The 26,428-nt window shown below is 61.9% G+C and carries 29 protein-coding genes and 2 pseudogenes; 19 read left to right on the forward strand and 12 right to left on the reverse strand.

Features of this window, described 5'->3' with window-relative positions; all coding sequences use genetic code 11:
- Positions 1–25 precede the first annotated feature (25 nt).
- The 3 genes from NCT05_RS33265 to NCT05_RS33275 are packed head-to-tail and all read left to right on the forward strand — an operon-like array spanning position 26 to position 2,517.
- A complete protein-coding gene (locus NCT05_RS33265; protein ID WP_250504298.1) occupies positions 26–784 on the forward strand; it encodes an SDR family NAD(P)-dependent oxidoreductase in 759 nt (252 codons plus the stop codon).
- A 29-nt stretch (positions 785–813) separates the two neighbouring features.
- Positions 814–1,716 (forward strand): polysaccharide deacetylase family protein, encoded by a 903-nt coding sequence (locus NCT05_RS33270; protein WP_250504299.1) that lies wholly within the window; start codon positions 814–816, stop codon positions 1,714–1,716.
- A gap of 15 nt (positions 1,717–1,731) precedes the next feature.
- Positions 1,732–2,517, forward strand: coding sequence for a GntR family transcriptional regulator (locus NCT05_RS33275; protein ID WP_350030108.1), 786 nt, complete (start codon positions 1,732–1,734; stop codon positions 2,515–2,517).
- Positions 2,518–2,883: 366 nt separating this feature from the next.
- On the opposite strand, the pseudogene NCT05_RS33280 reads toward NCT05_RS33275, so the two are convergent.
- The 4 genes and pseudogenes from NCT05_RS33280 to NCT05_RS33290 form a co-directional block, all read right to left on the reverse strand.
- Positions 2,884–3,099 (reverse strand): annotated as a pseudogene (locus NCT05_RS33280) (LysR family transcriptional regulator); the annotation flags it as partial.
- A 304-nt stretch (positions 3,100–3,403) separates the two neighbouring features.
- Positions 3,404–3,703 carry a DUF4148 domain-containing protein gene (locus NCT05_RS33285; RefSeq protein ID WP_250504300.1) on the reverse strand — a complete coding sequence of 100 codons (300 nt, stop codon included), beginning with the start codon at positions 3,701–3,703 and terminating at the stop codon, positions 3,404–3,406.
- Positions 3,704–3,847: 144 nt separating this feature from the next.
- On the reverse strand, positions 3,848–3,955 hold the full coding sequence (locus NCT05_RS36895) for a LacI family DNA-binding transcriptional regulator (protein WP_350030110.1): 108 nt from the start codon (positions 3,953–3,955) through the stop codon (positions 3,848–3,850).
- Between the two features lie 157 nt (positions 3,956–4,112).
- Complete coding sequence (locus NCT05_RS33290; protein ID WP_250504301.1) at positions 4,113–5,003, reverse strand: hypothetical protein; 891 nt, start codon at positions 5,001–5,003, stop codon at positions 4,113–4,115.
- 343 nt (positions 5,004–5,346) lie between these two features.
- Here NCT05_RS33290 and NCT05_RS33295 point away from each other — a divergent pair, with 343 nt between their 5' ends.
- Both NCT05_RS33295 and NCT05_RS33300 read left to right on the forward strand, forming a co-directional pair.
- On the forward strand, positions 5,347–5,754 hold the full coding sequence (locus tag NCT05_RS33295; protein ID WP_250504302.1) for a hypothetical protein: 408 nt from the start codon (positions 5,347–5,349) through the stop codon (positions 5,752–5,754).
- A 121-nt stretch (positions 5,755–5,875) separates the two neighbouring features.
- The gene (locus NCT05_RS33300; protein ID WP_250504303.1) at positions 5,876–7,273 is read left to right on the forward strand and encodes a hypothetical protein; all 1,398 of its coding nucleotides are present in this window, start codon (positions 5,876–5,878) and stop codon (positions 7,271–7,273) included.
- Positions 7,274–7,417: 144 nt separating this feature from the next.
- Here NCT05_RS33300 and NCT05_RS33305 read toward each other — a convergent pair whose 3' ends face one another.
- The 3 genes from NCT05_RS33305 to NCT05_RS33315 form a co-directional block, all read right to left on the reverse strand.
- On the reverse strand, positions 7,418–7,726 hold the full coding sequence (locus NCT05_RS33305) for a hypothetical protein (protein ID WP_250504304.1): 309 nt from the start codon (positions 7,724–7,726) through the stop codon (positions 7,418–7,420).
- A gap of 173 nt (positions 7,727–7,899) precedes the next feature.
- Positions 7,900–9,129 (reverse strand): hypothetical protein, encoded by a 1,230-nt coding sequence (locus tag NCT05_RS33310; protein ID WP_250504305.1) that lies wholly within the window; start codon positions 9,127–9,129, stop codon positions 7,900–7,902.
- Positions 9,130–9,236: 107 nt separating this feature from the next.
- The gene (locus tag NCT05_RS33315; RefSeq protein WP_250504306.1) at positions 9,237–9,677 is read right to left on the reverse strand and encodes an SET domain-containing protein; all 441 of its coding nucleotides are present in this window, start codon (positions 9,675–9,677) and stop codon (positions 9,237–9,239) included.
- Positions 9,678–9,778: 101 nt separating this feature from the next.
- Between NCT05_RS33315 and NCT05_RS33320 the strand changes: the two genes are divergently transcribed.
- Entirely contained in the window at positions 9,779–9,982 is a 204-nt protein-coding gene (locus NCT05_RS33320) for a hypothetical protein (RefSeq protein WP_250504307.1), read from the forward strand.
- 29 nt (positions 9,983–10,011) lie between these two features.
- On the opposite strand, the gene NCT05_RS33325 is transcribed toward NCT05_RS33320, so the two are convergent.
- The 3 genes from NCT05_RS33325 to NCT05_RS33335 all read right to left on the reverse strand — a co-directional run bounded on the left by NCT05_RS33325 (position 10,012) and on the right by NCT05_RS33335 (position 11,738).
- The gene (locus NCT05_RS33325) at positions 10,012–10,290 is read right to left on the reverse strand and encodes an HU family DNA-binding protein (RefSeq protein WP_250504308.1); all 279 of its coding nucleotides are present in this window, start codon (positions 10,288–10,290) and stop codon (positions 10,012–10,014) included.
- A 34-nt stretch (positions 10,291–10,324) separates the two neighbouring features.
- Positions 10,325–10,645 carry a YlcI/YnfO family protein gene (locus tag NCT05_RS33330; RefSeq protein ID WP_250504309.1) on the reverse strand — a complete coding sequence of 107 codons (321 nt, stop codon included), beginning with the start codon at positions 10,643–10,645 and terminating at the stop codon, positions 10,325–10,327.
- Between the two features lie 85 nt (positions 10,646–10,730).
- The gene (locus tag NCT05_RS33335; protein WP_250504310.1) at positions 10,731–11,738 is read right to left on the reverse strand and encodes a DNA-binding protein; all 1,008 of its coding nucleotides are present in this window, start codon (positions 11,736–11,738) and stop codon (positions 10,731–10,733) included.
- 92 nt (positions 11,739–11,830) lie between these two features.
- Here NCT05_RS33335 and NCT05_RS33340 point away from each other — a divergent pair, with 92 nt between their 5' ends.
- From NCT05_RS33340 to NCT05_RS33365, 6 genes and pseudogenes are all read left to right on the forward strand, one after another.
- Positions 11,831–13,111, forward strand: coding sequence for a tyrosine-type recombinase/integrase (locus tag NCT05_RS33340; protein WP_250504311.1), 1,281 nt, complete (start codon positions 11,831–11,833; stop codon positions 13,109–13,111).
- A 72-nt stretch (positions 13,112–13,183) separates the two neighbouring features.
- Positions 13,184–13,453 carry a DUF1488 family protein gene (locus NCT05_RS33345; RefSeq protein ID WP_250504312.1) on the forward strand — a complete coding sequence of 90 codons (270 nt, stop codon included), beginning with the start codon at positions 13,184–13,186 and terminating at the stop codon, positions 13,451–13,453.
- A gap of 457 nt (positions 13,454–13,910) precedes the next feature.
- Positions 13,911–14,856, forward strand: a pseudogene (locus tag NCT05_RS33350) (IS110 family RNA-guided transposase); the annotation flags it as partial.
- A 64-nt stretch (positions 14,857–14,920) separates the two neighbouring features.
- Positions 14,921–15,358 carry a CoA transferase gene (locus tag NCT05_RS33355; RefSeq protein WP_284507627.1) on the forward strand — a complete coding sequence of 146 codons (438 nt, stop codon included), beginning with the start codon at positions 14,921–14,923 and terminating at the stop codon, positions 15,356–15,358.
- 126 nt (positions 15,359–15,484) lie between these two features.
- Positions 15,485–15,991: a MerR family transcriptional regulator gene (locus NCT05_RS33360; RefSeq protein ID WP_250504328.1), complete on the forward strand. Its 507-nt coding sequence runs from the start codon at positions 15,485–15,487 to the stop codon at positions 15,989–15,991.
- Positions 15,988–17,541: an MFS transporter gene (locus NCT05_RS33365; RefSeq protein ID WP_250504315.1), complete on the forward strand. Its 1,554-nt coding sequence runs from the start codon at positions 15,988–15,990 to the stop codon at positions 17,539–17,541. The genes NCT05_RS33360 and NCT05_RS33365 overlap by 4 nt, the downstream gene beginning before the upstream one ends.
- Positions 17,542–17,729: 188 nt before the next feature.
- Here NCT05_RS33365 and NCT05_RS33370 read toward each other — a convergent pair whose 3' ends face one another.
- A complete protein-coding gene (locus NCT05_RS33370) occupies positions 17,730–19,088 on the reverse strand; it encodes an MFS transporter (RefSeq protein ID WP_250504316.1) in 1,359 nt (452 codons plus the stop codon).
- A gap of 209 nt (positions 19,089–19,297) precedes the next feature.
- Between NCT05_RS33370 and NCT05_RS33375 the strand changes: the two genes are divergently transcribed.
- The 7 genes from NCT05_RS33375 (at position 19,298) to NCT05_RS33405 (ending at position 24,888) form a co-directional block, all read left to right on the forward strand.
- A complete protein-coding gene (locus NCT05_RS33375; RefSeq protein WP_250504317.1) occupies positions 19,298–20,041 on the forward strand; it encodes an IclR family transcriptional regulator in 744 nt (247 codons plus the stop codon).
- A 52-nt stretch (positions 20,042–20,093) separates the two neighbouring features.
- Positions 20,094–21,146 carry a cyclase family protein gene (locus NCT05_RS33380; protein WP_250504318.1) on the forward strand — a complete coding sequence of 351 codons (1,053 nt, stop codon included), beginning with the start codon at positions 20,094–20,096 and terminating at the stop codon, positions 21,144–21,146.
- A 31-nt stretch (positions 21,147–21,177) separates the two neighbouring features.
- The gene (locus NCT05_RS33385; protein ID WP_250504319.1) at positions 21,178–21,879 is read left to right on the forward strand and encodes an SDR family oxidoreductase; all 702 of its coding nucleotides are present in this window, start codon (positions 21,178–21,180) and stop codon (positions 21,877–21,879) included.
- A gap of 1 nt (position 21,880) precedes the next feature.
- Positions 21,881–22,843, forward strand: a complete 963-nt coding sequence (locus NCT05_RS33390) for a 3-hydroxyacyl-CoA dehydrogenase (RefSeq protein ID WP_250504320.1) — start codon at positions 21,881–21,883, stop codon at positions 22,841–22,843.
- Between the two features lie 75 nt (positions 22,844–22,918).
- Positions 22,919–24,250, forward strand: coding sequence for a short-chain fatty acid transporter (locus tag NCT05_RS33395; protein WP_250504321.1), 1,332 nt, complete (start codon positions 22,919–22,921; stop codon positions 24,248–24,250).
- 48 nt (positions 24,251–24,298) lie between these two features.
- A complete protein-coding gene (catC, locus tag NCT05_RS33400) occupies positions 24,299–24,583 on the forward strand; it encodes a muconolactone Delta-isomerase (protein ID WP_250504322.1) in 285 nt (94 codons plus the stop codon).
- 8 nt (positions 24,584–24,591) lie between these two features.
- Complete coding sequence (locus NCT05_RS33405) at positions 24,592–24,888, forward strand: YciI family protein (protein ID WP_250504323.1); 297 nt, start codon at positions 24,592–24,594, stop codon at positions 24,886–24,888.
- Positions 24,889–25,315: 427 nt separating this feature from the next.
- Here the strand turns inward: NCT05_RS33405 and NCT05_RS33410 are convergent, their stop codons facing one another.
- Positions 25,316–25,882 (reverse strand): hypothetical protein, encoded by a 567-nt coding sequence (locus NCT05_RS33410; protein ID WP_250504324.1) that lies wholly within the window; start codon positions 25,880–25,882, stop codon positions 25,316–25,318.
- Between the last annotated feature and the right edge of the window lie 546 nt (positions 25,883–26,428).

Below are 26,428 nucleotides of genomic sequence, written 5' to 3' on the forward strand. Positions count from 1 at the left end.
GGTTTCCTCTTGACAGGGAGTGTTCATGGAATCGTTTTCGCTGAAAGGTCGTACCGCGCTCGTGACGGGCGGCAACAGCGGCATCGGCCGCGCCATCGTGCGGCTCTTCGCGGCGCAGGGCGCGAGCATCGGCATTTCGCATATCGGCGATGCAGCCGGCGCCCAGGCGCTCGCCGATGAACTCGGCGCGAACGGCACGCGTGTCGCGACAACCGAATGCGACGTGACGGATGTGGCGTCCGTCGCGCGCCTCGGCGCATGGGCACGCGAAAAACTCGGCGCCGTCGATATTCTCGTGAACGCGGCCGGCATCAGTGGCGAAACATCATTCGTCGACCTGTCCATCGACGAATGGGACCGCATGATGGCTGTGAACCTGCGCGGCACGTTCCTCGTGACGAAGCAGTTTTTCGCCGCCATGATCGCGCGCAAGTATGGGCGCGTCATAAACATTGCATCGCAGCTCGCCTACAAGGGCACGCACGACATGGCGCACTACTGCGCATCGAAGGCGGGCGTCGTCGGGTTCACGCGCGCACTGTCTTATGAAGGCGCACCGCACGGCGTAACCGTTAATGCCATCGCGCCGGGGCCGGTCGAAACCGCAATGCTGGCGAGCTTCACGGACGCCTGGCGCGCAATAAAGTTCGCGCAGCTTCCCGCCGGCCGTTTCGGTGAAAGCGACGAAATCGCGCCAACGGCGCTGCTGCTCGCGTCCGAGACGGGCGGCGCGTATTTCATCGGCCAGACGCTCTCGCCCAACGGCGGCGACGTGATGCTCTGACCACTCATTCGACTCAACTGGAGCGACGCATGGAACTGGAGCGCGACTTTATCGGCTATGGCGCAACGCCGCCGGACCCGCGATGGCCAGGCAAGGCCCGCATCGCGATCAACTTCGTGATGAACTACGAGGAAGGCTCCGAGCCTTCCATCGGCGATGGCGAGAGTGCGACCGAGACCTGGTTCACGGAATCGCACGGATTGAACTCGGGCGTGCGCGGCCGCGATCTCGCCGCGGAAGGTCTGTTCGAATACGGTAGCCGCGTCGGCTTCTGGCGCCTGATGCGGCTTTTCGAAGAGCGCGGCCTGCCGCTCACCGTCTACGGCTGCGCGCTTGCGCTGGAGCGTAATCCGCAAGCCGCCGAAGCGATCCGCCAGGCACGCCACGACGTATGCAGTCACGGCTGGCGATGGATCAAGCATTACGAACTGGACGAAGCCACCGAACGCGAGCATATTCGCCGCGCCATCGAGTCGCTGACCCACACCACCGGCGAACGCCCTTATGGCTGGTACTGCCGTTATTCGCCGTCCGTGAACACGCGCCGCCTGCTCGCCGAAGAAGGTGGTTTCCTTTACGATTCCGACTACTACGGCGATGAACTGCCGTTCTGGAAGGTCGTCGGGAATCGTCCGCATTTGGTGATACCCTACTCGCTCACCACGAACGACGGACAGTACGCGAGTTCGGTCGGAACCGGCAGTCAGTGGTTTGAATTCATGCGCGATACTTTCGACATGCTGTATCGCGAAGGCGCGACGCAGCCGAAGATGATGTCGATCGGACTGCACATGCGTCTGATCGGTCATCCGGCGCGCGCCGCCGGGCTCGAGCGATTCCTCGATCACGTGATGAAGCACGAAGACGTATGGGTGACGCGGCGTATCGACATCGCGCGGCACTGGATTGCGGAGCATCCGCTCATTGCGTAACACCGACCAGCGCTCGTGGACGTCAATTCAACGGCATGTCGGCCTCGACATGCGCTATTTCTCGAAGTGCAGCACATGCTAAAAACAGTCGGCGAAAAGCAGACAGGCAAACCCCGCAAGATGCGTGAGGGCGACAATACCAGCGAAGAGATTTACGAGCAGATCTACGTTGCGCTGCTCGAACACCGTTTGTTGCCCGGCACGAAACTCGCCGAGGAGCGGCTTGCAAGCATCTTCGGCGTGAATCGCGCGCGCGTTCGCGATGCCCTCAGCCGTCTTGCCTATGAGCAGATCGTCGAGGTCTATCCGAAGAAAGGCTGGTTCGTCGCGAAGCCGTCGGTCGATCAGGCGCGAGACGTGTTCGAGGCGCGCAGGGTCATCGAACCGGCCGTCATACGTCGGCTTACGCGGGCCGCCACGCCTGACAAGCTTGCGCAACTGCGCAACCACTTAGCCCTTGAAATGGATGCCCGCGAGCGCGCCGACAAGCGCGCGGTCATTCGGCTCTCCGGGGAATTCCACAACCTCGTCGCGACGTTATCGGGCAATTCCGCCTTCACGCGCAGCATGCGTGAGCTGACGACGCTTACCTGCCTGGTGATCCTGCTCTACGACGCACCGATAAGCGCGAGTTGCCGGGCTGACGAGCATGCCGCCGTCGTGGACGCGATCACGGAGGGCCAAGGCGAACGGGCGGTCGAACTCATGCTTCATCACCTCGACCACATCGAAAGCTCGCTGAACCTCGATGTCGTCGAAGAACAGGTCGACCTCGAGGAGATATTCAGGCGGCGCGATTGAGGCCCTCGCCGCGGTCGGCCGCCGAATCAGGGCTGGCCCAGACGTGCCGCATGTGCGGAGCTAGCCTCCCTCTCTGTCTTTCGCCGAGCGATTGCGGCCAGCACGATACATCAAAGCCACTTCGCGGACTGCCGTCATCGTCTGACCGACCATTACCGACGCGGTTCTGGATCGTCGCACTAGACTGTCCATGGACCGCGGGAATTTGGGCCGATAAGGTGTCCGCCGAACCGGTCAGGCAAAGCGTCAAATCCCAGACGGTATATCTGAAGTACATGACGGCCAGCCACGCAGGGCGCAATCGGCGATTAGCGCGCGCCGACGCGCGGATGCGCGTGTCGCCCAGTCGCGGCGTTATCGCGCGCACTATTCGAGCGCGTCAGCAAGGGAATCGAAGGTAGCGCGGCAGCGCGGGCTCGCGCGCCGATCTTCGTGCATCGTCACCCAGGTTTCGAGCGGGAGCGCGAACGCTTTCGACAGCACGCGTACGAGACCATCGCAGCGCGCAATCGCGACATGACAACCGCCGATTCCCGCACCCGCTCGGATCAGTGCGAGTTGCGAGAGATCGCTATTGGCGCGCATCGAAAACGACGCGTGACGGAAACAGGGCAACGTGCGGCATCCTGTTACGGCAGCTGCCCGGTCTTCTACCGCGTGACCGGGCAACCCGCGCATCGACGCAATTCACGCTCCTGCTGACGCCAGAGATATCGCCGCTGTCCTTTCCTCCGGAAAACACCCACGCAAAAAGGCCCAGGACGACTTAGGTGCTGGGCAAGCCATCGGCTAGGCCGGTGGCGGAGGTGTTGTTAGGTAAACTGGCCGTACCACCACAGCGGCCAGTCCTCTTATTGTGCGAGAGCCTTTCGACTCTGCCGGTCGATTAGTGACCGAAATAGACAGGAGCGACTCTGTTGCCGGTATGGGCGGGACCGCCCGATGCCGATCCAGTGTCAGCCGCGCCGCCGTAGCTCGCTTGCCCGTTCTGTGCTGCGACCTTCGCTTCCGCTGCCTGAATCTGCGCGGGATATGTTGTCTGATCGGCGGTCGGGTTATAGCCAGCGCGTTCCAGTTGAACCAGCTCTGCCTTCACTTGTGCGCGGGTCACCGGTTGGCTCTGAGCGAACGAAGAAGCTGCCGGGATAGCGAGTGCAGCGGCGACGACGATAGTTGCGAGTTTCATGATACTTACCTCCGAGTCTTGTTTTTCGCAAACAGCCCTGTTTGCGTTTCAGTGACTTCAGTATAGGTAAGCGCCCGCTTAAGATTAATGAGCGTTTGAACAACAAATTCTTGCTGTATTCGGGATAACCCTAGGTCGAGCTACTCAGTGGGTCACGGCCTTGTGAATCATCGGCGCGACGTTGTCGCGTCCATTGAGCACGCGCGATACAAAACCCACGTAGACATTCGCGCGGCGCGCGACGTCCTGCACGGTCGGCGAACAATGCCTATGGAGAAAATGCAAACGCCAAAGTCCGCATCGCCGTCCACACGCAGCCGAAAGTCTGCAGCGAAGATTTCCGAGTCAGTGATTCGGTTTTCGTTCGGGACGCGGGGGGCCCAGGCCCTGCAACGTACGCGGCGTGGCCTCATCGGTGCTGCACGTTCCGCGTTGCCATGTATATGTCAAAAAGGCCCGAATGCAGGCGGCGGATCTCTTGACGCAGGGCAATCAGTTCGTGCTGTTCGCCTTCACATTCCCGACGCAGAACCTCTCGGAGTAAGGCAGTCGCACGCGATGCCGGCAGATCGCGCTGGACGCGCGCCTCGCCGAGCCCTTCTGCGACTGCCGGTTTGATGATGAGCAGCCACGCTGGAAACCAGGCGTAATCTTCGATGTCGCCTGTTCCTCGGAAATCTGCATCAAAGCGTTGACGCAGCACGTTGAGCGAAGCGTCGTTCAGGGTGACGATGAGCGCGGCGAACTTGGCCGGTGCCAACCACGCCAACTCCGCAAATTGCGGCCACGCTGCATCGATTCCGGCGGCACGATAGCGCGCCTCGGTCATCCACGCGAGCGGCGATGGAATCCGCCACCAGGACTCAATCGATTCGATAGCATCGCTGGCAGCGGCCCAGTCATTTGCCCGAAGCCACAGAGGTGCGGCGTGACTGTCCGGCTCACCGGCACGGTACCTCAACGCTGCGGCGCGCTGAGCGAGTTCGCGCCAGCATTGTGTCATCCACAACTGGGCGTACCGCTCGGGCAAAACTTGTCGGGCAGCGTGCGCCACCTCATTCTCAAAGTGACGGCAGATCACGGCCAACTCAGCGTGGTCGGTCACGGCGAGCGTTGATGCGTTCTCAAGTTGCTGGACAAGCACCGTCATGGAAGGCAGTGCACGGTCGCTCGGATATTCGCCGGCGAGCAATGTGAGTGCCGTTCGCGCCGCGGAGGCGTCGCGAAGCTGCAACTGCTCCACCACATCATTGCGCAGGGCTACGTCGCGGCTGTCGGCAAATATGTCGAGTTGCTGCATTGTCGTCGCGCCCAAGAAGGTCCATGAAGACGATAAAGGCTAACCGATTTCGCCGCGTCAAAGAAGCTGCCATGCATCGTTCGACGAAACGCTGCGTTGATTGTCGACTGCCAACAGAAGAGCGACGCATTATTCAGATGCCCCCAAGTTCGCCGACGCACAAATGGTCGGGGCTGTCCGTACGCCAACGAGGCACGCGCCACAATAACGCACCCTTCCAGCCTGTTATGATTTTGCGGCATCCGTTTTCCAGGCGCCTTCAGTTCCTTCTTTCCCGATGTCATCTCGTCGCTCTTCCTCGCAAGCTGCTCGATCGTTGTTTCGCAAACCGCTCAGCAAAGAGATGCTGCTGCCCCTGCCTCCGTCGGCGGGGCAGACCGTCGCGTTATCGAATCACTTGACGTTCGCCGCCTGTCGGGCCGGCGCTGGATCGGCCTATCTTTTCAACGAGCTTATCCAACTCGTCTACGGCACGTTCTTTGTGCAAGATGCGGGCTATGGGGACACGGATGTAGTTATTTATGCACGCGCTGAAGCTGCTCTCGAGCGCGGCTTGGAACGCGCCGAAGTCGAGCGACGGTGGGCATTCGAGGCAGCGGACCTGCCGTTGTTCGAAGCGGTGTTGCAGCAGGCGGACCGACAACTAGCGAGCGCGCCAAGATATGTCCACGTTGCTGCACGGGAGAGGCTGAAACGATTCGCCACTAGCGGGCACGCCTCGCCGCTCCCGTACACGGCGGCACGCCACTAATCGCAATCGGCCACGCAGCGCGAGCACGACACTGTCGCGTGCGTGGCGAGAGTCGCTCAGTTCGAACGACGGCCGATATAATGGACCGCAGAAATTTCACGCATTGCACCGGAGTTCTCCTATGAGCCAAACCCGCGGACCGAATGCGGGATATCGGGGCAAGCCAAGCAGTCGGCGTCAACCTCAACACTTGACGAATCCGAAGCGCCCGCCGCGAGTTCAGCCTCCTTCCAGAGAGACTAATGGCGGGGCGACGCCGGCGTCGATTATTAAGACGCGTTCGTTGAAATTCCTCGTCGATGCGGTCGGCGCGGAAAACATCGCGCTGGGGCTCGATTCCAGCATGACCCGGATCGCCGAACTGATGCGCGGAGAGCGATTCACGCCCGAGACCGCCTTCCATATGGAAACGACGCTTGGGCTGCCTTCCGGCTTTTTTGACCAACTCTATCCGGTCCTTTCGCCGGAGACGATTGCGCGCCTAAAGGCGCCGCTCGAGTTCGTCCATGCCGACGAGACCGTCAATGCCGACGAGACCGTCAATGAAGGTGGCATCGAGCAAGCACCCCTTCTTTCGAGTGCGCAGGAGCCATCGCTGCTTGTCAGCAGTTTGTCCAAGGATACGACCATGCCGTCTAAAAGTTCAAAAGAAGCGTCGGGTGCGACCAAGACCCGTGCCCAAAAGGCGTCTGCGCAGGCAAGCGGTCAAGCTGCAAGAGCAGCAGAATCGTCGAAACCGCACCAAGCGCATCAAGCGGCCGGGCGGAAACAGGCGCGTCCAAACGGCGGTGTGACCGTAGAGCGCATCAGGCAGGCCAACCTTCACGTTCTCACCGCACGCAACGGTTCGAAGGTCAAGCTCGGCGCGGTCTTGGGTCTGAGCGGATCAAATATGGCGCACCGACTCCACGGTAAAAAGCGCATGGATGATGCTGAAGCCGAGCGCTTCACCGCGGGTCTGGGTCTGCCTGCGGGGTGGCTCGACACACCCCGCGGCGAAGCCGACATTCCCGAGTCAGTTGCGCAGCTGCTCGCGCCCACATCACGCGTGCGCGCGCCTGGCCAAGCACCGGCGCCCACCGCTTTGGCGGCGTCTGAGGACACAGCAGTCACGGCGGCGCCGACCAGCGAGATAGAACAAGCGCTGCCTAGCGCTTCGAGCAACGCGCACATTGAGCCATTGCCAGCCGATGCGGCAGGCGACGGCGACCACGTTGCGAGCCCTCACCACGAGAACGTCAGCAGTGCAGTCGCAACGCGCCTCGACGGTCCCGTGCAACGCATCGAAAGCAACACGCCAGCAGCTGTCTCTGCACCTGTGTTGTCGCAGCCTGCGGTGGCAATATCACCGCCTACAGACACGGCACCCTCCTCCACTTTAGGGACCACCTTGGACGGCCTGGACGGGATTGCACCTATCGCAGAGGCGCTCCTGAAGACGCTCGCCGGCAAGGCCCGCACCGGTCGCCTGGATGAACTGAAGGCATTGGAGTTATTGCGCCAGGCCGTTTTGCTCTAGCGGCGACGTCACGGCCTGTGAGCACAGGGCTCCATGGCGATCGAATTCGCGCTGCGCGCGGATGTCTTCGTGCGCGAATACCGACTTGTCTGGGACGACGCGTAAGAATAGCGCCTGTCATAGTCCGCTTGCCGCGCTGAGTGTCTACGCCACGCGGCGCTCGTCGCTCGTGCCGACGTCCACCTGTCCTTGTGCGATTTTCTCGACGTCAAGCTCAAGCGCGGACAGTCGGGCAAGTTGCACGGGAAGCAACGTATAGCCAAAGCGAAGCTCATGCAGGCGCACTTTCCAATACCGAACGCTTATCGGCAACGGAACGGATGTTGCCCGTACTGCGGTCACCACTTTCTGTATATGAGCGAGTTCACGGTCCGCTTCCAGCGAGGTCCGCTTCGGCACGCCGGGTGGAGCGGCGGGGACGTGATAATTTCGGCTTGCTACGATTGACTTCATACGCTGTGCGTCTCCTGATCCGTTGAGACCAGCGTATTCAGGCTCACGGGAAGTCAAGGAAGCATGCAGGCGCGTATCGGACCTCCGCTCTGGAGCGGTAGCTTCTTGCCGGGCTCACGCAAAGACGCAAGCGGCGCCACGCGCTGCATCAGCAAAAATCTTTCTTCTCTTGTCTAGCGCCTGTCGGCGTCCATCCGCGTGTGCAACGCTCGGCCGATAAGCGAGTCCGCATTGCGAATCAGGCGTCGCACGCTGTCGTCCACCGCAGCCCTCGAAATCTGATTCGCACTTGCCGCGGCGACGAGCGCCTCATACGCATCATGGACGTCAATCATCGACACGTCATAGCCGTAGCCCGCCTCCATCCATTGCAGTGCGCATAGCGCACAGTCCATCGCGAAGCGGGACTGCTTCGTCTCAAAATCTCGCGCGGCGCGTATGAGCGTTTTCGGATCGGTGGGACTCCTTCTCGACAGCGCAATGGCCTGATCGAAGAGGCCCGCGTCTTTGGCGGCAGCAAACCATTTGCCTTCCGACCCGGGCTCGCTTCGAACCAGGTCCGACAAGATCGTTTCCGGGGCTTTTCCGGGATATTTCTTGGCGATCGCGCGGAACGTGGCGAGGTACGTGCCTGCACGATTGGCGGCGATCGCATAGCGCTCATAGGCCTCCTCAGTCATGCCGGTCCCGAGCAGGATGGTCTCGCAGGCGCGTGCGATCGCGCTTTCGGGCGCATTCAGCCCTCGACTCGCTTCAGCAAGGCGAAGTGCGTCGCCCGGGCGTCCGAGGCAGACCAGCGCGTCGACGGCCCAACGCCGATACCACCAGTAACTGAGCCGATCGCAATGCACGAGCTCAACAATTTCCTGAAAGCGGCCAGCCGCGTAAAGCGCACTTAAGCACGGCACGACACCGACAAAATAGTTAAACCCTTCAGCCTGCAGCACATGCGTGACGAGCGGCAACAACCGATCCGCCCATTGAGAGGCCAACCCGGGCGTCACGCACAGGCTTCCCCAATGTTCGCCAAGGCTCTCGATGTAGGGCATCCGATCGTCCTGCAACGCCTCGAATAGCCTTTCCAGCCAGCGATCCCGTGCTGCGGGCGCAACGTCGGCGGCGGCTATCACGGGGACGAGCGCCTCAATCGCGCGGTTGACCGCGCTGCCCAGTGCGCCCGAGGAACTATCGACCTGCTCAAGTGCGGGCGAGAGTCTTTCAAGAAGAAGAACGGCCCCTTCGGCGCCAAGCACACGATCGGCGCGGGCGGCCGAACGAATCTCGGATACCGCTTCCTTCAGGCGTTGGATGGGCAGCGACGATCGCCACCCAAATGCGTTGCGTCGAAAGCGTGAAGCAAAGTCCATTTTGGTGAGGGCATGACAGTCACGTTCCGGCAGCATTTCAGTGCGTCGAAGTGGTCGCGGTCGCGAGCAGATCCCGTAGTCGCGGTCCGATAGTCCGATAGTCCGATAGTCAGCGGTGCGTGAACACCATTGGGTCGGCGGTTTCAGGTCCCGGCCAGCATCGTCCCTCGACAGGCGTGGGAACCGCAGCGGCATGCATCCAGGGTTTTGAGCGCAGCAGTTTTTCGCCCTTCCACAAAAAGTCGATAGTCGATAAACAACTCTTCGCCCGGCTTGATGTCGCGTAGCGCGTGGAAGAACACCCGGCTGCCATCTTGCTCGGCCTCGCAGTTCGGCGCGCAGCTGTGATTGACCCATCGCGCCGAGTTGCCGCCCTGTGCACCATCGATCACGCGCCCGTCGTCCAGATCGAAGTAAAAGGTGTGGCCGTCTTCGGCCGCCGAACGCGCATACTCGCGCTGCGCTTGTGCCCACGACACCCGCTTGCCCTTGTATTCCAGAATCTGCTCGTTGGCACGGATCTGAGTCAGCGCGAATACGCCGCGTCCGGGGACCTGCGAAGAACGTACAACGATGCGGCGCATTATTTTGCCCTTCCTTATTGCTGTGAACCGTTGAGCGACACGATGTGCCGCCGCCGCGTCTTGGCATGATACGATCGCCGCACGCCCGCGTTGATATCCTTATGCCTTCCTCCACCGGTCGCAGCCGCATCAAACGCAAACCGCCCCGCGGCACCCTCGTGCGGTACGAGGATCGCATCGTTGAGGTGCTGGGCGAGGCGCGTGGCCGACGGATCATGATCCGCTCGATTCACGCGGACGGCACGGAACGTCGCACGGCCGTCAAGCTCAACAGCCTACGGCCGCTCGGAGCACAACTCTTCTAAGTCGGCGGCATGAAAGGCGCCGCCCTCGCTCACGCTTGGTTGACGGCATCCTTGAACGCCTTGCCCGCGGTGAATTTGACCGTCTTGCCCGCCGCGATTTCGATTGGCTCACCGGTCTTCGGATTGCGACCGGTGCGCGCGGCACGTTCGCCGGCCCCGAACGAGCCAAAGCCGATCAATTGCACAGCATCACCTGCGGCCACCGTCTTGGCGATCGTCTCAAACACGACATTGATGGCTTCCTCTGCGGCGAGCTTGCTCGTACCGGCTCCGGACGCCACCGCGTCAATCAGTTCCTGCTTGTTCATTGAAACGCTTCCTTTCTATTAGAAACAAACCCGATCATACCGAACGCTGGACACCCATCGGATCGCGACCCTCTGCTATCGACGAGTCCGCGTCGGTCACATCCAAGTCGAACAGATCCGAGGTCGCGCTGCGCGCGTCAAGCAGCTCAGGCAAATCGCCATTTCGGACCTTGGCGAGCGTCTGCGGCGACAGCCAGATTTCCTCCATGGCCTCGATGCCCTCTTCGATCATCCGCTGCAGAAAGAACGATTGCTTGCGCCCCGTTGCCTCTGCCAACACGCGCAAGCGCTGTTCGATGACGGGATCGATCCGCACCGCAACCACCCGCAACTTGTTCTCTGCTGATCTTCTCATCTGTTCGCTCCTGTTGGCCGACCACGCGCATGGCGCGGCTTCGGCCTTGGATGGCGCCTACCCGCGGGCGCGATCCGATTAGTATTTATCGACGACCTTTCACGCTCGCCGTTTTGCCAGCCGGTGCCTTGCGGGCGACTCGCCCCGAACGGGCTTCGGCGGCGGCCACGCGCGTCGGCGGCCGCGCCGCGGTGCGCAGCGACTTCAGCTGTTCCTGAAGCGCGTGATGTGCCGCTTCGAGCGCGGCGAGCTTGCCTTGAAGCATGCCGTTCTGGTGCCGCGTGTCGCCCTGCTGCGCCTGCAGCGCGTCGACGGTGCGACGATGCTCGGCCTCTCGTTTTTCCGCCCGCTTGGCCACCTCGGCCAGTTCTTTCTGCGCCTTGGCCCTCGCACTGCGCTCACGATCGATCTCCAGTAGCGCGCGCTTCTCCGATGCGCGTAAGCGCTCCTCGGCACGGCTGGCGGTTTCCCGCAGCTTCTCCAGGTCGCGCGAGAAGGTGTCGCGCACTTTTTCGAGTTCGCGCTCGCGCGTCACCGCCTCCTCGGCGAGACGCAGGATCTGCGCCTCGAGCGCTTTGCGCGTGGCGGCCTCTTGCGCCTGCTGCCGCTCCAATTCCCTTATCTCGACCTGCGCTGCTAGCAATGCCGCGGTGCGTTGCTCGAGCGCCGTCTCCGTGCGGCCCAGTTCTTCCCGGGCGGCGATAACCTTTCGCTCGGCCTCGGCACGCTGCGCGTCGACTTCGTCTCGCAGCGACGTGAGCTCGGCCTGCGCGGAGGTCGCCGCTCGCGTCCACAAAACGCCGATCAGCTCGCCCGCCGCCTCGCTCAGGTCCTTCGGCAAGTCCGGATGCTCGATGCGCACCCGGCTTTTCTCGCGCAACTCCGCCCAAAACTCGCTCAAGACCGACGCGGGCGTGCTCATGGTGCCGCGCCGGACCAGGTTGTAGAGGCGATTGGCCGTGGGCGGCACGCCGAACCGGAAAAACAGCAGTGCGCACACCTCGCGATAGAGCTCGCGGGTTTTGGGAAAGTCGACCTTCAGGCGTTCGATGTCGGCCGCGAGGCGGGTTTCGTCGGAGAGAACGTCGGACATACGCGCAACGGAGGAAAAGAATACCGCATAATACAACGTAATCCGCCCACTTCCCAATCTTCTGCCGAACCAAATTTGACATTAGTGCTATAATGTTGAGACCTACACGCCGAGCCCCTGCTGAAACAACCGTGACTTCAAAGCCCGCTGCGCCGATCCCACCGCCGCTTGCATTGCAGCCCACACCGCTCGAAACCCTCGTCCTTCCCGCCGAGCTTGATGGGTCCGCGGGCATGAATCGGGCCGTGACCGGGCGCGCCCAGATTGCCGCCGATCACGATCTCGATGCGATCCGGGCCTGGTTGTCACGCTTCGTCGACACGAAAACCACCTTCGAGAATTACCGCAAGGAAGCCGAGCGCCTTCTGCTCTGGTCGGTCGTCGAGCTGGGCAAACCCCTCTCTTCTCTGACCCATGAAGACTGCCTGCGCTATCAGCAGTTTTTGGCCGACCCACAGCCTGCCGCGCTGTGGATCACCGGCGGGGTGGCCGGGGGCGGGCGCAAGCATCCGCGCAGCGACGTGCGCTGGCGGCCGTTCTACGGTCCGCTCTCGCCGTCCAGTCAACGCCAGGCAACCATCATCCTCAACGCGATGTTCTCGTGGCTGGTGCAGGCCGGCTATCTGGCGGGCAATCCACTGTCGCTCTCACGCCAACGCACGCGCCACGCGGCGCCCCGCATCACCCGGTATCTGGAGCCGAGCGTGTGGCAGGAGGTCAAGGACTTCATTGCGACCATGCCCAAGCAAACGGACCGAGAGAGAGCCCACGCGTACCGCGTCCGGTGGCTGTTCACCCTGCTCTATCTCGGCGGGCTACGCATCGCCGAGGTTGGCGCCACCACCATGGGCCAGTTCTTCGTTCGACACGATGGGGACGGCGCGCTGCGCTGGTGGCTCACCGTGCACGGCAAAGGCGACAAGCAACGGCTCGTGCCCGCCACGCGTGAGATGATGATGGAACTGTCCCGCTATCGGCAGCACCTCGGCTTGAGCGCCCTGCCCTCGCCCAGTGAAGACACACCGCTCGTGTTGCCGATCGGCGCCACGGCGTCAAACGAACGCGCCGAGACGTGCGCGCCGCTCACGCGCGCGGCGCTACACGCGATCGTCAAGGACGTATTTTCCGGCGCAGCGGCGCGCTTGCGCGAGCGCGATGAGACGGCGAGCGGGCGGGCCGATGTCCTCGAAAAAGCGTCCGCGCATTGGCTCAGGCACAGCGCCGGCTCGCACATGGCGGATCAAAAGATTGACCTGCGCACGGTGCGCGACAACCTCGGCCACGCTTCGCTGACGACAACCAGCATCTACCTGCACGTCGGCGACGATCGGCGCCATCAGGAGACCGAAGAGAAACATCGCGTAGACTGGTGAGGCGTAGCGACGTCGCCCTCCACGCGTCGTTATAAGCGCCTTCCGAGTCTCTGCAGTGACCCAACGCCGCTCATGAAATTGTTTGTGCCCGAACCGCACACCTCTGCCGACAAACAGACGCTCAACTTTGTCATCGAATGGCGCGGAGAAAGCGTAACCTGCGTCGTGCCGCGCAGCTGCTTGGAGGTTTTTTTCTGGCTGCCGCCCGATGCGGACGATGCCCGACTGATGAGCGTTTTCAGGAACGGATTTCCTCGGATTGAAGCGGTCGCGCGACGCAAGCTGCTCGCGCGATCAACGCGCCCGGTCCGCCTAACGGAGGCTGACTTCTCTCGTCCTTGATTGCCGACGGTATCCTGTCGGCGAATGACGAGTCAATTTTTGGTGCGTAAGGGTGTTGACCATTAGTTGCATCTCCGTTGAGAAAAACGACGTCTCATCGGGGGCAACGCGGCAGGCATCCATCAGTTTAAGTGCCGGTTGGTTCGCTTGATCGGATTTTTTGGCCAAGTACACGCACACCAGCCGGCGTACGGCGGTTGGAAGTCTCTTCACCACTGCTGAGCTGCGCCGCGGCACCCGGGGAACCAGCACCTGTTGATGGCTCTTCACGACCCATTGCCGACTGTCGCGCCGTCAGAGGTGCAACGGCGAATATCAGATTTGGAGCAGTCATTTGGTAAGCCGTCCGAGAGAAGATTAGGTCAATCAATACAGCCAATCGCATTTCTTCGCTGGGGCGGCACTTAGGCCTGAGCGAATACGGCATGCTGGCGGGACGGTACGTGCGCGAGTTCGACGCCACGTGGCTACGCAGCGGCTCGCCTGCCATCTGGCGAAGATTCTGATGTTCCTTGCGCCTTGGCGAACGCAGCTTGCCGGCGTTGTGGTCGAATCGACGTACAACTGGTATTGGCTCGTCGACGGGCTGCAGGCGGCTGGCCTCGTCGTCCACCTTGCCAACACCACGGCGATCAAGAAGTACGACGGGCTCAAGCATAGCGGTGACGAAACGGACGCGCGCTATCTGGCTCACCTGCTGCGCCTCGGGATCTTGCCCACCGGAACGATTTTTCCGCCGGAAGCCCGAAGTGTGCGCGACTTGGCCCGGAAAAGAATGCAGCTCGTACGTAGTCGCACCGCCCACATCCTTGCTATCGAGAATATTGCGGCTCCCCAGCACGGTAAGTGCTTATCGACCGCCGAGGTCAATCGGCTAACTGCCGAGGGAATTACACATATGGGGCTGCCTGCCGAAGTCGCACTTGCAATGGAGGCCAACCTGGCAGTCATCAAAACGCTCTCCGCGCAGATCGACCTCCTCGAGCAGCGGCTTGAAGAAAAGATTCAGCCTCGCACTGAATATCGCTTGCTGAAGACCGTGCCGGGCATCGGCTCTACTCTCGCAACCGTTATTCTGCTCGAGGTTGGGTCCATCGAGCGCTTCGCCAGCGCCGGAAATTTTGCTTCTTATGCGCGCTGTGTCGACAGTCAGCATATGAGCAACGGCAAGAAGAAAGGCGAGGGGAACACCAGGAACGGCAACAACTATCTGTCCTGGGCCTTCGTGGAGGCGGCGAACTACGCGCTTCGCTACTGTGCTGAGCCGAAACGCTTCTATGAGGGTAAGAAAGTCAAAACGAATTCGATCCTCGCACGCAAGGCCTTGGCTCACAAGCTTGCAAGAGCGTGCTTTCACATACTAAAGGAACAAACCGTTCGATATGACGCGCTGCTTCACGTAAGAGTTAGCGACGACGACCAGTAAGCTCAGTTAGTGGAGTGGCGATAACCCTTTATCGTGAATGGATGCTGTGTCGTCCTCCCCGATTTGCAGTCAAAGCGGATCGCCCGCTGTCACGCGATCCGCGGTTTTCGACGAACGCAGCGCGCGTGGTCAACCGGGCGACGCTCATCCCGATCCTTCGGGAAGTCCTGGTCAAGCGCACGATCGAGCAGTGGGTGATACCGCTTTCTGCGGCCGCTGTGCCCTGCGGACCGATAAACGACATTGCGCAGACCTTCGCACATCCCCAGGTACAACACCGCGGCATGCGTGTGGATCTACCTCATCCGCTCGCGGACAGCGTGCCAACCGTAGCAAATCCGATCCGGATGTCGCGCTCGCCGCTCAGCTATCAAAGTGCACCGCCGACGCTCGGACAGCATACCGATGATGTGCTGACGTCGTTATGTGGAATCGAGCCGGTTGAACTGGAGGCGTTGCGAAAGCGAGGCATCGTTTGACGTGATGCTATTGCTTGTATTCGGCGTCCTTACGCCTGACCCCTAACGCGGTAAACTTGTACGTGCACGTTCACGTTGCGTTATAATCGGCGATTCCGAATGGCCAGTCGCTCCGCGCGCCCCGTCATGTCTTCCAGCAAACCCGCGCTGCTCACCATCCGCGACGCCGCGGAACGTCTGAACGTCACGCCTCGCACGCTCAAGTACTACGAGGAGCGCGGGCTCGTCGCGCCGAGCCGAAGCGTTGGCCGCTACCGGCTCTACAGCGAGCAGGATCTCGAGCGCTTCGCGCGCATCTTACGGCTGCGCTCGCTCGGGTTTTCGCTGCAAGGCATCGTCGAATTGCTGAAGCGGCCTGTCGAACCCATCGGCGACGGACGCAAAGGCTATTCCAGTGCATCGCTGCGCGAGATCCAAGCGGCGCTTGCGCAGCAGGTCGAGGCGCTCGACGCGCGCATCGCCAGCGTCCGGCGCGAGCTTAAAGAGGCGCAGGCCGTGCGCAGCGAACTGAGCGACGACCTCGACTACATCCGGCGGCGCATCGCCGGGGAGAAGCAGGAAACCCTTGTCGAGGAACGCTTCGCCGCGCGGCGGCGGCGCAAAACCAAGGGCAGCGAGGACGCCGCCGAATGACCGCCGTGCCGCTTTCCCGCAACTCGTTCGCCTCGCGCCTTCTCGACGACGCCTTCCCGTGGGCCATCGCGCTCGCGACCGGCCTCGATTATTTCGATAACGCGGTCTTCTCCTTCTTCACGAGTTATATCGCGGGCGGCATCAACGCATCGGCGGACGAATTGGTGTGGGCGTCGAGCGCGTATGCCGTCGCCTCCGTGCTCGCCATTCTCCAGCAGCAATGGTGGGTCGAGCGGCTCGGCTACCGGCGCTATGTCGGCGGCTGCCTGCTGTTGTTCGCGGCGGGCGCGGTGGCGGCGGCGGCCTCCGAGTCGTCGCTGGAACTGGCGTTCGCGCGCGGGTTCCAAGGCTACTTCATCGGCCCGATGATGAGTGCGTGCCGCATCCTGATCCAGACGCAGATAACGCCGCAACGGCGTCCGATCGCCGTGCGTTACTTCCTCGTGATGATCCTGCTCGGCAGCGGGCTCGCGCCGCTGATCGGCGGCTATTTCGTCGCGTGGTTCGGCTGGCGCGCACTTTTCGCATGCGGCGCCGCGGGCGGCGTGGCGATAGGCGTGTTCGCCTTGCTCGCGGTTCCGCATACGGGCCACGTGCAGCCCGAGCAGCGCGGCGACGCGCATTTCTGGCCGTACATCATGTTCGCCTTTGCGCAGGGCGCGCTGCAGATCGTGATGCAGCAGGTGCGCTTCGAGCTGTTCAGCACGTCGCCCGAACTGATCGTGCTCACGGTGGCCGGGCTATTGTCGCTCGGCTGGTTCGTGTGGCACCAGTGGCATCATCCGCAGCCGCTGCTTCGGCTGCACGCGATGCGCGAGAAGACGTTTCGGGCGGGCATCATGCTGTACATCGCGTTCTATTACGTCAGCAACGCGATGAGCTATCTCGTCTCGCGTTTCCTGGAAGGCGGCCTGCACTATCCGGTGCAGAACGCGGGCCGGCTCGTCGGCCTGTCGTCGCTATTCGCGGTCGTGATGGCGTTCGTGTACTTCCGCTTCTCCGCGCGCATCACGCACAAGAAATGGATGATCGTGCCGGGCTTTCTGCTCGCTGCGTTCGTCGGCGGATGGATGGTGCGCATGCCGCCCGATGTCAGCATGCAATGGCTCGTCCCGCCGCTCGTCTTGCGCGGCCTGTTGCTGCTTTTCATCGCGCTGCCGGTGGCGAACGTGACGTTTCGCCAGTTCGCCATCGAAGAGTTCAATCATGGCTACCGCTTCAAGAACATCGTCAAGCAACTGACGTATTCGTTCTCGACGGCGACCATCATCATTCTCGAACAGCATCGCATGGCCTTGCACGAGTCGCGGCTCGCGGAATCCGTGAACGCGTTCAACCCGGTATTCCAGAACACGTACGAGAAGCTGACCGGCGGATTTGAGGCGCTTGGCTACAGCGCGGTGCAAGCCAAAAGCCTCGCGCTCGCGGAAGTTGGACGGATCGTGACGCAGCAGGCGAGCTTCCTCGGTTCGCTCGACGGCTTCTACTATCTGATTGGCGTGGCGCTTTGCGCGAGTGTGATCGCGGTGTGGCAGAAGCAGATCGACTGATTCAGCGAGTCAGCATTCGGCGGCCTTGCCGTTGTGGAGCACGCGCGCCCCGGCGAGGGCTTCGGGCGGCGTCACCCGCGTATTGACATGACCGATCGGTTGACGTCGACGGCGCGCCGAAAGCGGGCCTGGACCGGTCGAGCCAGGCGCCCGTGGCCGGTTTAGCGTGTCGGTCATGATGCTTTCTTTTAATGAGCCTCAGCCCCGCGCGGGACAGTCACCGGGCTGTGCTCTGCGCTCTCCCGCTGCTGCATGCGCGAAACGAGCATCAGTGCGCAAACCAGCGTTATCACCACGTGGGCTACGCCCAGCCCGATCACCGAGACGATGCTGCCTGTCGCGTTCAGTAAGTACTGCCCGAGAATTGGCGTAGTGCCAGCGAACACCATCCCGCAGATCTGATAGGCAAGCGAAATTCCCGTGTAGCGCACCTGCACTGGAAACGACTTTGCGAGAATGCCTGCCATGGCGGCGTAGTAGAGTGAGTGCGGAATCGATGCCAGCGCCATACCGAACATGGCGAGCCTGGTTGAACCCGTCGCGATCATCCAGAACATGATCGGCAAGGCGACGATTTCCGGCACAAGCATGTACACGATAGCCTTCTTCAAATCCAGCCTGGTGGCGAGCACGGCGCCGAACGGCTGCACGATCAACTGAACTATGATCGCCCCGGTGATCACGCTCAAAAACTGCGTGCGGTCGAAGCCGATTGAAGTTACCGCCCACGACAGCGCGAACGTCGTCTTGAAGTACGTCGCCGAGAGCGCGATCACGCAGGCGCCCACGCCCATCGCGACGAGCGCCTTGTGTTCGCGAAACACTTCGCCGATGGGCAGCGCCGCGACCTTGTTGCTTTCTTTGAGAGCCTTCATGGCGGGCGACTCGTCGACGCTCATCCGGATGAACATGCCAACGGCGACCAGCACCGCCGAAAGCAGGAACGGCACGCGCCAACCCCAAGACATGAACTGCTGGTCGGGCAAAGTCGACACCGCGAGAAACGCGACTGTCGCGAGTAGATTTCCGGCGGGCGAGCCTTGCTGCGCGAACGCGGAATAGAGAATTTCCTTGCCCTTTGGCGCGTGCTCAGACGACAGCACGACCGCGCCGCCCCATTCGCCACCCATCGCGATGCCTTGCAGAAGGCGCAGCAAAATTAGCAGCACAGGCGCGATCAGCCCGACCTGCGCATAGGTGGGCAACAACCCCATGCCGGTCGTGCAGCAGCCCATCAGCATCAGCGTGATGATCAGCGTCTTCTTGCGACCGACCTTGTCGCCGAGATGACCGAACACAATGCCGCCAATGGGCCGCGCCAGAAAGCCAATCCAGAACGATGCGAACGCGGCCAGCGTCCCGGCGACGGCTGATGCGGTCGGAAAGAACACTTTTCCGAGCACAAGCGCCGCGGCCGTGCTGTACGCATAAAAGTCGTACCACTCGATCGTCGTGCCGACGAACGATGCGATGCCCGCCTTGCGGGCGCTACGGTGCTGAGCGGCGTTTGATTCGGTAGCCAAGGCTTGCCCCTTTCGAAATGCCATTCGCCTTCAGCAGTGCCGTAGATGTTCGAAACACGAACAATGCTTCTGCATACGAACGGACGTTAAACACGGAGGCGGACTATCGCGCGATGCCCCGTGATTCGTCAATCAAGGGATTACCCGGGGTGAGGTTCGGAAAAACACGTGCTTCCTAGGTGTATACCCTCGATCTGTTGCGCCGTCTTTATCGATATGTCGATAATGCTGTCATGGATGTGAAAACAGCAGTGCGCGTATTCGATGTCATCAATCTGTTCGCCGAGGTGCGGCAGCCGATGATCTACAGCGAGATCGCGCGTCGAACCGAGATCCCGCTATCGAGCTGTCATGCTTTGCTGCAGACGATGGTGGCGAAGGGCTATCTCTACGCGCCTGGCATCAAAGCGGGCTATTACCCGACGCAGCGTCTCTTTCATGTGGCGCGCGACATCTGCAGCGAAGACCCGTTGACGCTGGTCTTTCAGCCGTTGCTAAGCGCATTGCGCGATGCGACCAGAGAGACCGCGGCGCTGGCCACGCTCGCGGGCAATCGCGTGGTGTACCTGGACGTGGTGGAATCGCGCGAGAAAATCCGCTACAGCGACGAGCCCGGCGGCTTCATGTACGTGCATGCCAGCGCGGCGGGCAAAGCGCTGCTGGGCGCGCTCGCGCCGGATGCGCGGCGCAGGCTGCTCGATGCATGCGAGCCCTTTCCCGCGTCAACGGACGGCACGATCATCGACCGTACGGCGCTCGAACGCGAGGTGGAGAAGGGTGTGATCGACGGCTGGCATCGTTCGACGGGCGAAAACGTCGAGGACGTCGCCGGTCTCGCACGCGGGTTTCTGATTCATGGCGAAGCATTCGCGCTCGTCATCGGCGCGCCCAAGGCGCGGCTTTTGAAGAACGAGCAGCGTGCCGTTCAGGCGCTGCTCGATGTGTACGGGCAGATTCCGTCGTCGTTGCTCGCGTGAGGGTGACGCCACGCCACGGCCCAGAGCTATGGCGCAATCAAGGACAGCAGCAATGCGTTGGCAGAACAGACCACAAGGTTCCAACTGGGGCGATTTCGGCGAGGACGACCAGCTCGGCCGCGCGAATCTGATCGGCGCCGAACAGGTGCTTCGCGGCGCGAAGGAAATACAGGCAGGACTGAGCTTTTCGCTTTCGCTGCCGCTCGATTATCCCGGCGACAACAAGCTCAACGTGCGGCGGCATCCGCCGGTGCTGCGCCCGACGTTCCGCGACGGTCTGCCGTACGTGAACTTCCCGTTCGCGCGCAACGAAGCGGGAGCGACCGATGTCGTCAGCGACGATCAGGTGCTGCTTTCGCTGCAGTATTCGACGCAATGGGATGCGCTCGCGCATGTCGGCGCGCGCTTCGATGCCGACGGCGACGGGATTGCCGAAAGCGTCTACTACAACGGCTATCGCGCGAATCACGACATCGTCGGGCCGATGACCTACGCGCAGCACGACGGTTTCGAGCCACACCCATGCGGCGGCGAGCACAGCCATGCGGACGTGCTCGGCATCGAAAATCTGGCGGTAAAAGGCATGCAGGGTCGCGGCGTGCTGATCGATTTCGTCGCGCATCACGCACGCGAGCGGCTCGACATCGGCTACGACGCGCTGATGCGCGTCATCGAAGCAGATCGCATCGTGGTGGAACGCGGCGACATGCTCGTGCTGCGTACCGGCTTCTCGGAGCTGCTGCTGGAGATGAATCGGCAGCCCGACGAAGCCATGCTCAACCAGTATTGCGGCGCGCTGGACGGGCGCGACGAACGTCTTCTGCAATGGATCACCGATTCCGGCATCGCCGCGCTCGCCGCAGATAACTACGCGGTCGAACGCTATCCGGCGCGCGCGCCGTTGACGCCGGGCGAGCATCCGCTGATGCCGCTGCATCACCACTGTCTTTTTAAGCTGGGCTTGCCGCTGGGCGAGCTCTGGTATCTGCGGGATCTGGCCGCGTGGCTGCGCGAGCATGGCCGTTCACGCTTCATGTTGACCGCGCCGCCGCTGCGCCTGCCGGGCGCGATGGGTTCGCCCGTGACGCCGATTGCGACGGTCTGATCTTCACTGTACTGCTCTACACGATAGAAACATGGCAAGGGAACGGGTTTTGATCACCGGCGGCGCCGCCGGTATCGGGGCGGCGTGCGCCGCGCGCTGCGAGGCGGAGGGATTCGAAGCGGTCGTCATCGACCGGGTCGGCGCCGGCATCATCGCCGATTTGTCGGATGTGCAGGCCACCGCGCATGCGCTGCAACAGGCGCTTGCCGACGGCCCGATCACGCGTCTGGTGAACAACGTCGGCGTGGTCGTGCCCGCCGATGCCGAGAACCAGACGCTCGAAGAGCTCGAGCGCGCGTGGGCGCTCAACGTGCGCTGCGCGCAGCAGTGCATGCAGGCGTTGCTGCCGGGCATGAAGGCCGCCGGCTTCGGACGCGTCGTGAATATGTCGTCGCGCGCGGCGCTCGGCAAGGAATTGCGCACCGCGTATTCGGCGACCAAGGCCGCGCTGATTGGTATGACGCGCGTTTGGGCGCTGGAGCTCGGCCAGCACGGCGTCACCGCGAACGCGATCGGTCCCGGTCCGATCCGTACTGAACTGTTCGACCGCGCGAATCCGCCGGACGCACCGCGCACGCAAGCCATCATCGACGCTGTGCCGGTCAGGCGCGTGGGCACGCCCGATGACGTCGCACACGCGGTCTCGTATCTGCTCGATGCGCGTAGCGGCTTCGTCACCGGGCAAGTGCTGTATGTATGCGGCGGCATGACCGTCGGCGTTGCGGGAGTGTGACATGAGCACGACTGAGCTGCGCGCGGGCATCGTTGGCGGGGGGAGCATCGGCGTCGCGTTCGCGGTCACGTTCGCGCGTGCGCGATGGCGCGTGCGCGTGTTCGACCCGTCCACCGAACGGCGTGACGTGGTGCTCGCTGAAGTGCGCATGCGTCTAGATGAACTCGTGCATCACGGCCTGCTCGACGAAACATCGGACCAAGTTGCCGCGCGCGTCGAAGTCGTCGACAGCATCGAAGCCGCCGTCGCCGACACGGACCTGATCGAGGAGTGCGCTCCGGAACGTGTCGAGATCAAGCGCGAACTGTTCGCGCAGATCGACCGGGCGGCGCGGCGCGATGCGGTGATCGCAAGCGCATCGTCGTTTCTCGCGGTGTCGAAGTTCGTCGATGAAACGCTGCCAGGCCACACGCGTTGTCTCGTCGCGCATCCGGGCAATCCGCCCTATCTGATTCCGGTGATCGAGATCGTGCCCGCGCCGTTCACGTCGCAAGACGCGACGCAGCGGGCCCTCGCACTTTTCGCGCAAGCCGGCCTCAAGCCGGTTCTCGTTGCCAAGGAAGTAGAAGGCTTCGTATTCAATCGACTGCAAGGCGCGGTGTTGCGCGAAGCGTATTGCCTCGTGCGCGATGGCGTCGCGTCGGTCGAGGATATCGACACGGTAATGCGCGAAGCGCTCGGCATGCGCTGGTCCGTGATGGGTCCGTTCGAGACGGTCGATCTGAACACGCGCGGCGGCATCGCGTCGCACGCGCAGAAGATGGGGCCGTCGTATGGGCGCATGGGCGCGGAACGCGGCCAGAACGATCCGTGGACGCCGGAACTGGTTGCACGCGTAGCGGCCGAGCGCCGCGCCGCGCTGCCGCTCGACGAATGGGAAACGCGCGTCGCCTGGCGAGATCGCGCGCTGATGAATCTGATCCGATACAGACGCGGCACGAGCCAGTCGAACCGAGAAGACTGACGCACGGCGTCTTGCGTTCGTGCAAGACGACGGGCACCACACCACACGAGAAATACAACGCTACAGAGACACGCCATGCAAAAAGTCACCGCATTCTTCACCGAGCTCATGCGCCGGTATCTCCCCGATCCTTTCGTGTTCGCCATCGGCCTCACCTTGCTGACGATGGTGCTCGCCGTCGTCGTGCAAGGGCAGGCCGTCACGTCGCTGACGACGAGCTGGGGCAAGGGATTCTGGGCGCTGCTCGCGTTCACGACGCAAATGGCCGTGATTCTGGCGATGGGCTACGTGCTCGCGACCGCGCCGCTTACCGAGCGTATGCTCGATCGCGTCGTCGCGCGCGTGAACGATCCGCGCGTCGCGGTGATCGTCGCGACGCTGGTCGGCGGCATCGGCAGTTATCTGAACTGGGGCTTCGGGCTCGTGATCGGCGGCATCGTGGCGCGCAAGCTCGCGCTGCGCGTGAAGGGCGTGCACTATCCGCTCATCATCGCGTCGGCGTACAGCGGCTTCACGCTGTACGGGCTCGGGTTGTCCGCCAGCATTCCGGTGCTGATTTCGACGAAGGGCCATCCGCTCGAAGCGCAGATGGGCGTCGTGCCGCTCACCGATACGATCTTCTCGCCCGCGATGCTGCTGACGAGCCTCGTCGTCATTATCACGCTGCCGCTGCTCAATGCATGGCTGCATCCGAAGCCGGGCCAGCCGGTCAAGGAAATCGACCGCAGCATGATGGACGATGCGACCAGGACTCAGGCGCCCGCAGTCGATATCGAAGAGGGCAAAACATTCGCGAACCGCCTCAACAACAGCCGACTGCTCAGCTATCTGATCGGCGCGATCGGCGTGGTCTATGTGGTGCTGTATTTCCGCGGCGGCGGCACGATGGATCTGAACCTGATCAACTTCATCATTCTGTTCCTCGGCATCATTTTGCTGGGCACGCCGATTCGCTATGTCGAGAAGCTGAACGAAGGCATTCGCACGATCGGCGGCATCATTCTGCAGTATCCGTTCTACGCGGGGATCATGGCGGTGATGGCTTCGTCGGGTCTCGTCAACACGCTCTCCGAAGCCTTCGTCAAAGTAGCGACGCCCGCGACGCTGCCGTTCTGGGGCTTGATCTCGTCGTTCGTGATCAACTTCTTCGCGCCATCGGGCGGTGGTCACTGGGTCATTCAGGGGCCGTTCATGGTCGAGGCCGCGAAGTCGATCGGCGCATCGGTCGCGCACACGTCGCACGCCGTGATGCTCGGCAACGCATGGAACGACCTCGTTCAGCCGTTCTGGATTCTGCCCGCGCTCGCGCTGTCGAAGCTCAAGCTCAAGGACATCATGGGCTACACGGTCATCATGATGTTCTGGATCGGCATCGTCTATACAGTGGCGATTCTTGCGTGGGGTTGATGGCGCGCGTCATGACTTCATCGATTGAACCAGACCGGAGATAAACGAATGCTGTTCCTCGTGCACATGCAAGTGCAGATTCCGCCCGACGCCGACAAGGAAGTCATCGAGCGCGTGAAGGCAGAAGAAAAAGCGTATTCGCAGAACCTGCAACGCGAAGGCAAGTGGCAGCACTTGTGGCGCGTCGCGGGCGAGTACGCGAACTACAGCGTGTTCGATGTCGCATCGAACGACGAACTACATAGGATCTTGAGCGGCTTGCCGCTGTTTCCGTACATGACGCTCAAGGTGACGCCGCTCGCGCAGCATCCTTCCGCGATCGTGCAAACCTGAGGACCGGTATGCCATTTTTCATCGAAACTTTCGACAAGCCCGGGCATGCGCAGATGCGCATCGACGAGCGCGCGGCGCACCTCGCCTTTCTCGAAGAGCACAGGCATCTCCTGCTCGCGTGCGGCGCCAAGCTGACCGATGAGGACGAGAACGCGGGCGGCGGCGTCTATATCGTCGATGTGAGAACGCGCGAGGAGGCAGAACAGTTCATCGCTCGCGATCCGTTCTCGATCGCCGGGCTCTTCGAGCGCGTGAGTATCGTTCGATGGCGCAAGGCATATGTGGACAGGACGTGCTTCCTGTGAGCATGCAGGCAAGAGTCGCGGTGGCGGTGTTCTGACTGCGCGCTGCGATAACAAGGGCGCCAATTTCTATCGAGCCGCGATATCGGTCTAGATTCTGGTGCTGCAGAGGCATGCGGAAATCGTCGAGTGGATCGGAACTGTCACCGACCTCAGCCTGGCGGGCCATGTGAAAGCACCCTGCGGCTTCCTCAGACAGCCCGTTGTGGAGGAGATGTCTCCGCCCTGGGTCGAATGTCCAGTCCCTGAATGAGGGGCGACACTCGAATGTCTTGACGGCCGCGCGAGCGAATGACGCTTCCTGGCCGTACGCAGAAGATCAGCCCCTACCCGTTTTCGCTTTCTTCGAGACCACTGTATTTTCGGCGCGCGGGGAATACGCCAAAAAGAGATAGTTTGATCATCGCAACACCACGTGCCGCGTCGCAGACTAGATGCGTGGAAAGCGGTATTCCTCGAAGAAATGACCGGTTCCCATAGGCAGGTGGAGCAACTGCGCGTGATATTCGACATCCATGTTGCGCCGAACGATCAGATCACCATTGGTATCGATCTGCAAAGTATCGTCTGTTGTCACGTGATTCGGCCCATAGTCGGACCGTGTGCCTTCAGGTGCGAAAGTAAGATGCATCACCCCACTTTTGCAAGTGACACGCTGCGCTTTCATGAAGCCAGTCCGATACTCGCCGATCTTGACATCGCCGTAGAACGTAGCGACGACGTACTGATTCTCGCTCGACGGCGTCAGGGTGGCGTGATCGGGAGGCGTAACGATGCCGTGATCATCCGTCTTGTAACTGCCGACCATTGCTTTCCATGCATCTATGTCCCCGACAGGAAATATCAAACTGATCGGCACTTTCGTCCCGATCTGCTGAGTCGGATCGCCGCGCACCATGCGACCTGCACCGGCGTACTGGCCGCTCAAATTCGGGCATCCAGCCAGCGATGCATTCGCTAAAGACTGCGACTGGACGTCGACCACCGTGGGCTGCACGCATCCTCCGGCGCATAGGAGTGACGCGAGTGACATGGCGAGAAGCATTTGCTTCACTGGTCACCTTTATTCGAGTATTCAATTATGGGGGGCTGGATGCGTGAGCATTGAACCTAGGGCTCATTCTCAACGATCTAGATCGCTTCGTCGACCGTCTCTTTGTGGCCGAACCGAGTCCTTCGAACCACAGTGCCCGACGCGGCGTGTTCGTGCGAAAGAGGTGTATCAGGGCCATCGGGAATCCGCGCTGTCTTCTCAGCCAAATCGTCCAGCAACATCATATGGCCGCTCTTAAGCGCTGATATCTGGAAGGTTTAGCGCGACCCAAGTCGCTCACATAGCGCCGGGACTCCGCGAAGGGTGCGCGGGTCGGCCTTTGTCCGTCGTGCGTAAGCCGACGCCGGCGCTCACGCGACGCTCCGCAACTGGTCGCGCCGCTTGCTTAAGTGGTATCCTCAGGGGAAACCTCTACCAGGCGCAGTGCCCGCCAGGCGTCCAACGGACGCGTCACAGTCGTCTGCCGTCGACAACGAGAAACACAACTCG

Origin of the sequence: Caballeronia sp. AZ7_KS35, assembly GCF_023631045.1 — a bacterium.
GTDB lineage: Bacteria > Pseudomonadota > Gammaproteobacteria > Burkholderiales > Burkholderiaceae > Caballeronia > Caballeronia zhejiangensis.

Bases quoted from the DNA above. Each gene is read 5' to 3' on its own strand.
- NCT05_RS33320 (WP_250504307.1), top strand. From the start codon at position 9,779: ATGCCTTCCTCCACCGGTCGCAGCCGCATCAAACGCAAACCGCCCCGC.
- NCT05_RS33355 (WP_284507627.1), top strand. From the start codon at position 14,921: ATGCTGTGTCGTCCTCCCCGATTTGCAGTCAAAGCGGATCGCCCGCTG.
- NCT05_RS33300 (WP_250504303.1), top strand. From the start codon at position 5,876: ATGAGCCAAACCCGCGGACCGAATGCGGGATATCGGGGCAAGCCAAGC.
- NCT05_RS33390 (WP_250504320.1), top strand. From the start codon at position 21,881: ATGAGCACGACTGAGCTGCGCGCGGGCATCGTTGGCGGGGGGAGCATC.
- NCT05_RS33365 (WP_250504315.1), top strand. From the start codon at position 15,988: ATGACCGCCGTGCCGCTTTCCCGCAACTCGTTCGCCTCGCGCCTTCTC.
- NCT05_RS33360 (WP_250504328.1), top strand. From the start codon at position 15,485: ATGTCTTCCAGCAAACCCGCGCTGCTCACCATCCGCGACGCCGCGGAA.
- NCT05_RS33385 (WP_250504319.1), top strand. From the start codon at position 21,178: ATGGCAAGGGAACGGGTTTTGATCACCGGCGGCGCCGCCGGTATCGGG.
- NCT05_RS33295 (WP_250504302.1), top strand. From the start codon at position 5,347: ATGCTGCTGCCCCTGCCTCCGTCGGCGGGGCAGACCGTCGCGTTATCG.
- NCT05_RS33325 (WP_250504308.1), bottom strand. From the start codon at position 10,290: ATGAACAAGCAGGAACTGATTGACGCGGTGGCGTCCGGAGCCGGTACG.
- NCT05_RS33270 (WP_250504299.1), top strand. From the start codon at position 814: ATGGAACTGGAGCGCGACTTTATCGGCTATGGCGCAACGCCGCCGGAC.
- NCT05_RS33335 (WP_250504310.1), bottom strand. From the start codon at position 11,738: ATGTCCGACGTTCTCTCCGACGAAACCCGCCTCGCGGCCGACATCGAA.
- NCT05_RS33380 (WP_250504318.1), top strand. From the start codon at position 20,094: ATGCGTTGGCAGAACAGACCACAAGGTTCCAACTGGGGCGATTTCGGC.
- NCT05_RS33345 (WP_250504312.1), top strand. From the start codon at position 13,184: ATGAAATTGTTTGTGCCCGAACCGCACACCTCTGCCGACAAACAGACG.
- NCT05_RS33405 (WP_250504323.1), top strand. From the start codon at position 24,592: ATGCCATTTTTCATCGAAACTTTCGACAAGCCCGGGCATGCGCAGATG.
- NCT05_RS33370 (WP_250504316.1), bottom strand. From the start codon at position 19,088: ATGGCATTTCGAAAGGGGCAAGCCTTGGCTACCGAATCAAACGCCGCT.
- NCT05_RS33305 (WP_250504304.1), bottom strand. From the start codon at position 7,726: ATGAAGTCAATCGTAGCAAGCCGAAATTATCACGTCCCCGCCGCTCCA.
- NCT05_RS33290 (WP_250504301.1), bottom strand. From the start codon at position 5,003: ATGCAGCAACTCGACATATTTGCCGACAGCCGCGACGTAGCCCTGCGC.
- NCT05_RS33315 (WP_250504306.1), bottom strand. From the start codon at position 9,677: ATGCGCCGCATCGTTGTACGTTCTTCGCAGGTCCCCGGACGCGGCGTA.
- NCT05_RS33285 (WP_250504300.1), bottom strand. From the start codon at position 3,703: ATGAAACTCGCAACTATCGTCGTCGCCGCTGCACTCGCTATCCCGGCA.
- NCT05_RS33375 (WP_250504317.1), top strand. From the start codon at position 19,298: ATGGATGTGAAAACAGCAGTGCGCGTATTCGATGTCATCAATCTGTTC.
- NCT05_RS33310 (WP_250504305.1), bottom strand. From the start codon at position 9,129: ATGCTGCCGGAACGTGACTGTCATGCCCTCACCAAAATGGACTTTGCT.
- NCT05_RS33340 (WP_250504311.1), top strand. From the start codon at position 11,831: ATGTTGAGACCTACACGCCGAGCCCCTGCTGAAACAACCGTGACTTCA.
- NCT05_RS33330 (WP_250504309.1), bottom strand. From the start codon at position 10,645: ATGAGAAGATCAGCAGAGAACAAGTTGCGGGTGGTTGCGGTGCGGATC.
- NCT05_RS33395 (WP_250504321.1), top strand. From the start codon at position 22,919: ATGCAAAAAGTCACCGCATTCTTCACCGAGCTCATGCGCCGGTATCTC.
- NCT05_RS33265 (WP_250504298.1), top strand. From the start codon at position 26: ATGGAATCGTTTTCGCTGAAAGGTCGTACCGCGCTCGTGACGGGCGGC.
- catC (WP_250504322.1), top strand. From the start codon at position 24,299: ATGCTGTTCCTCGTGCACATGCAAGTGCAGATTCCGCCCGACGCCGAC.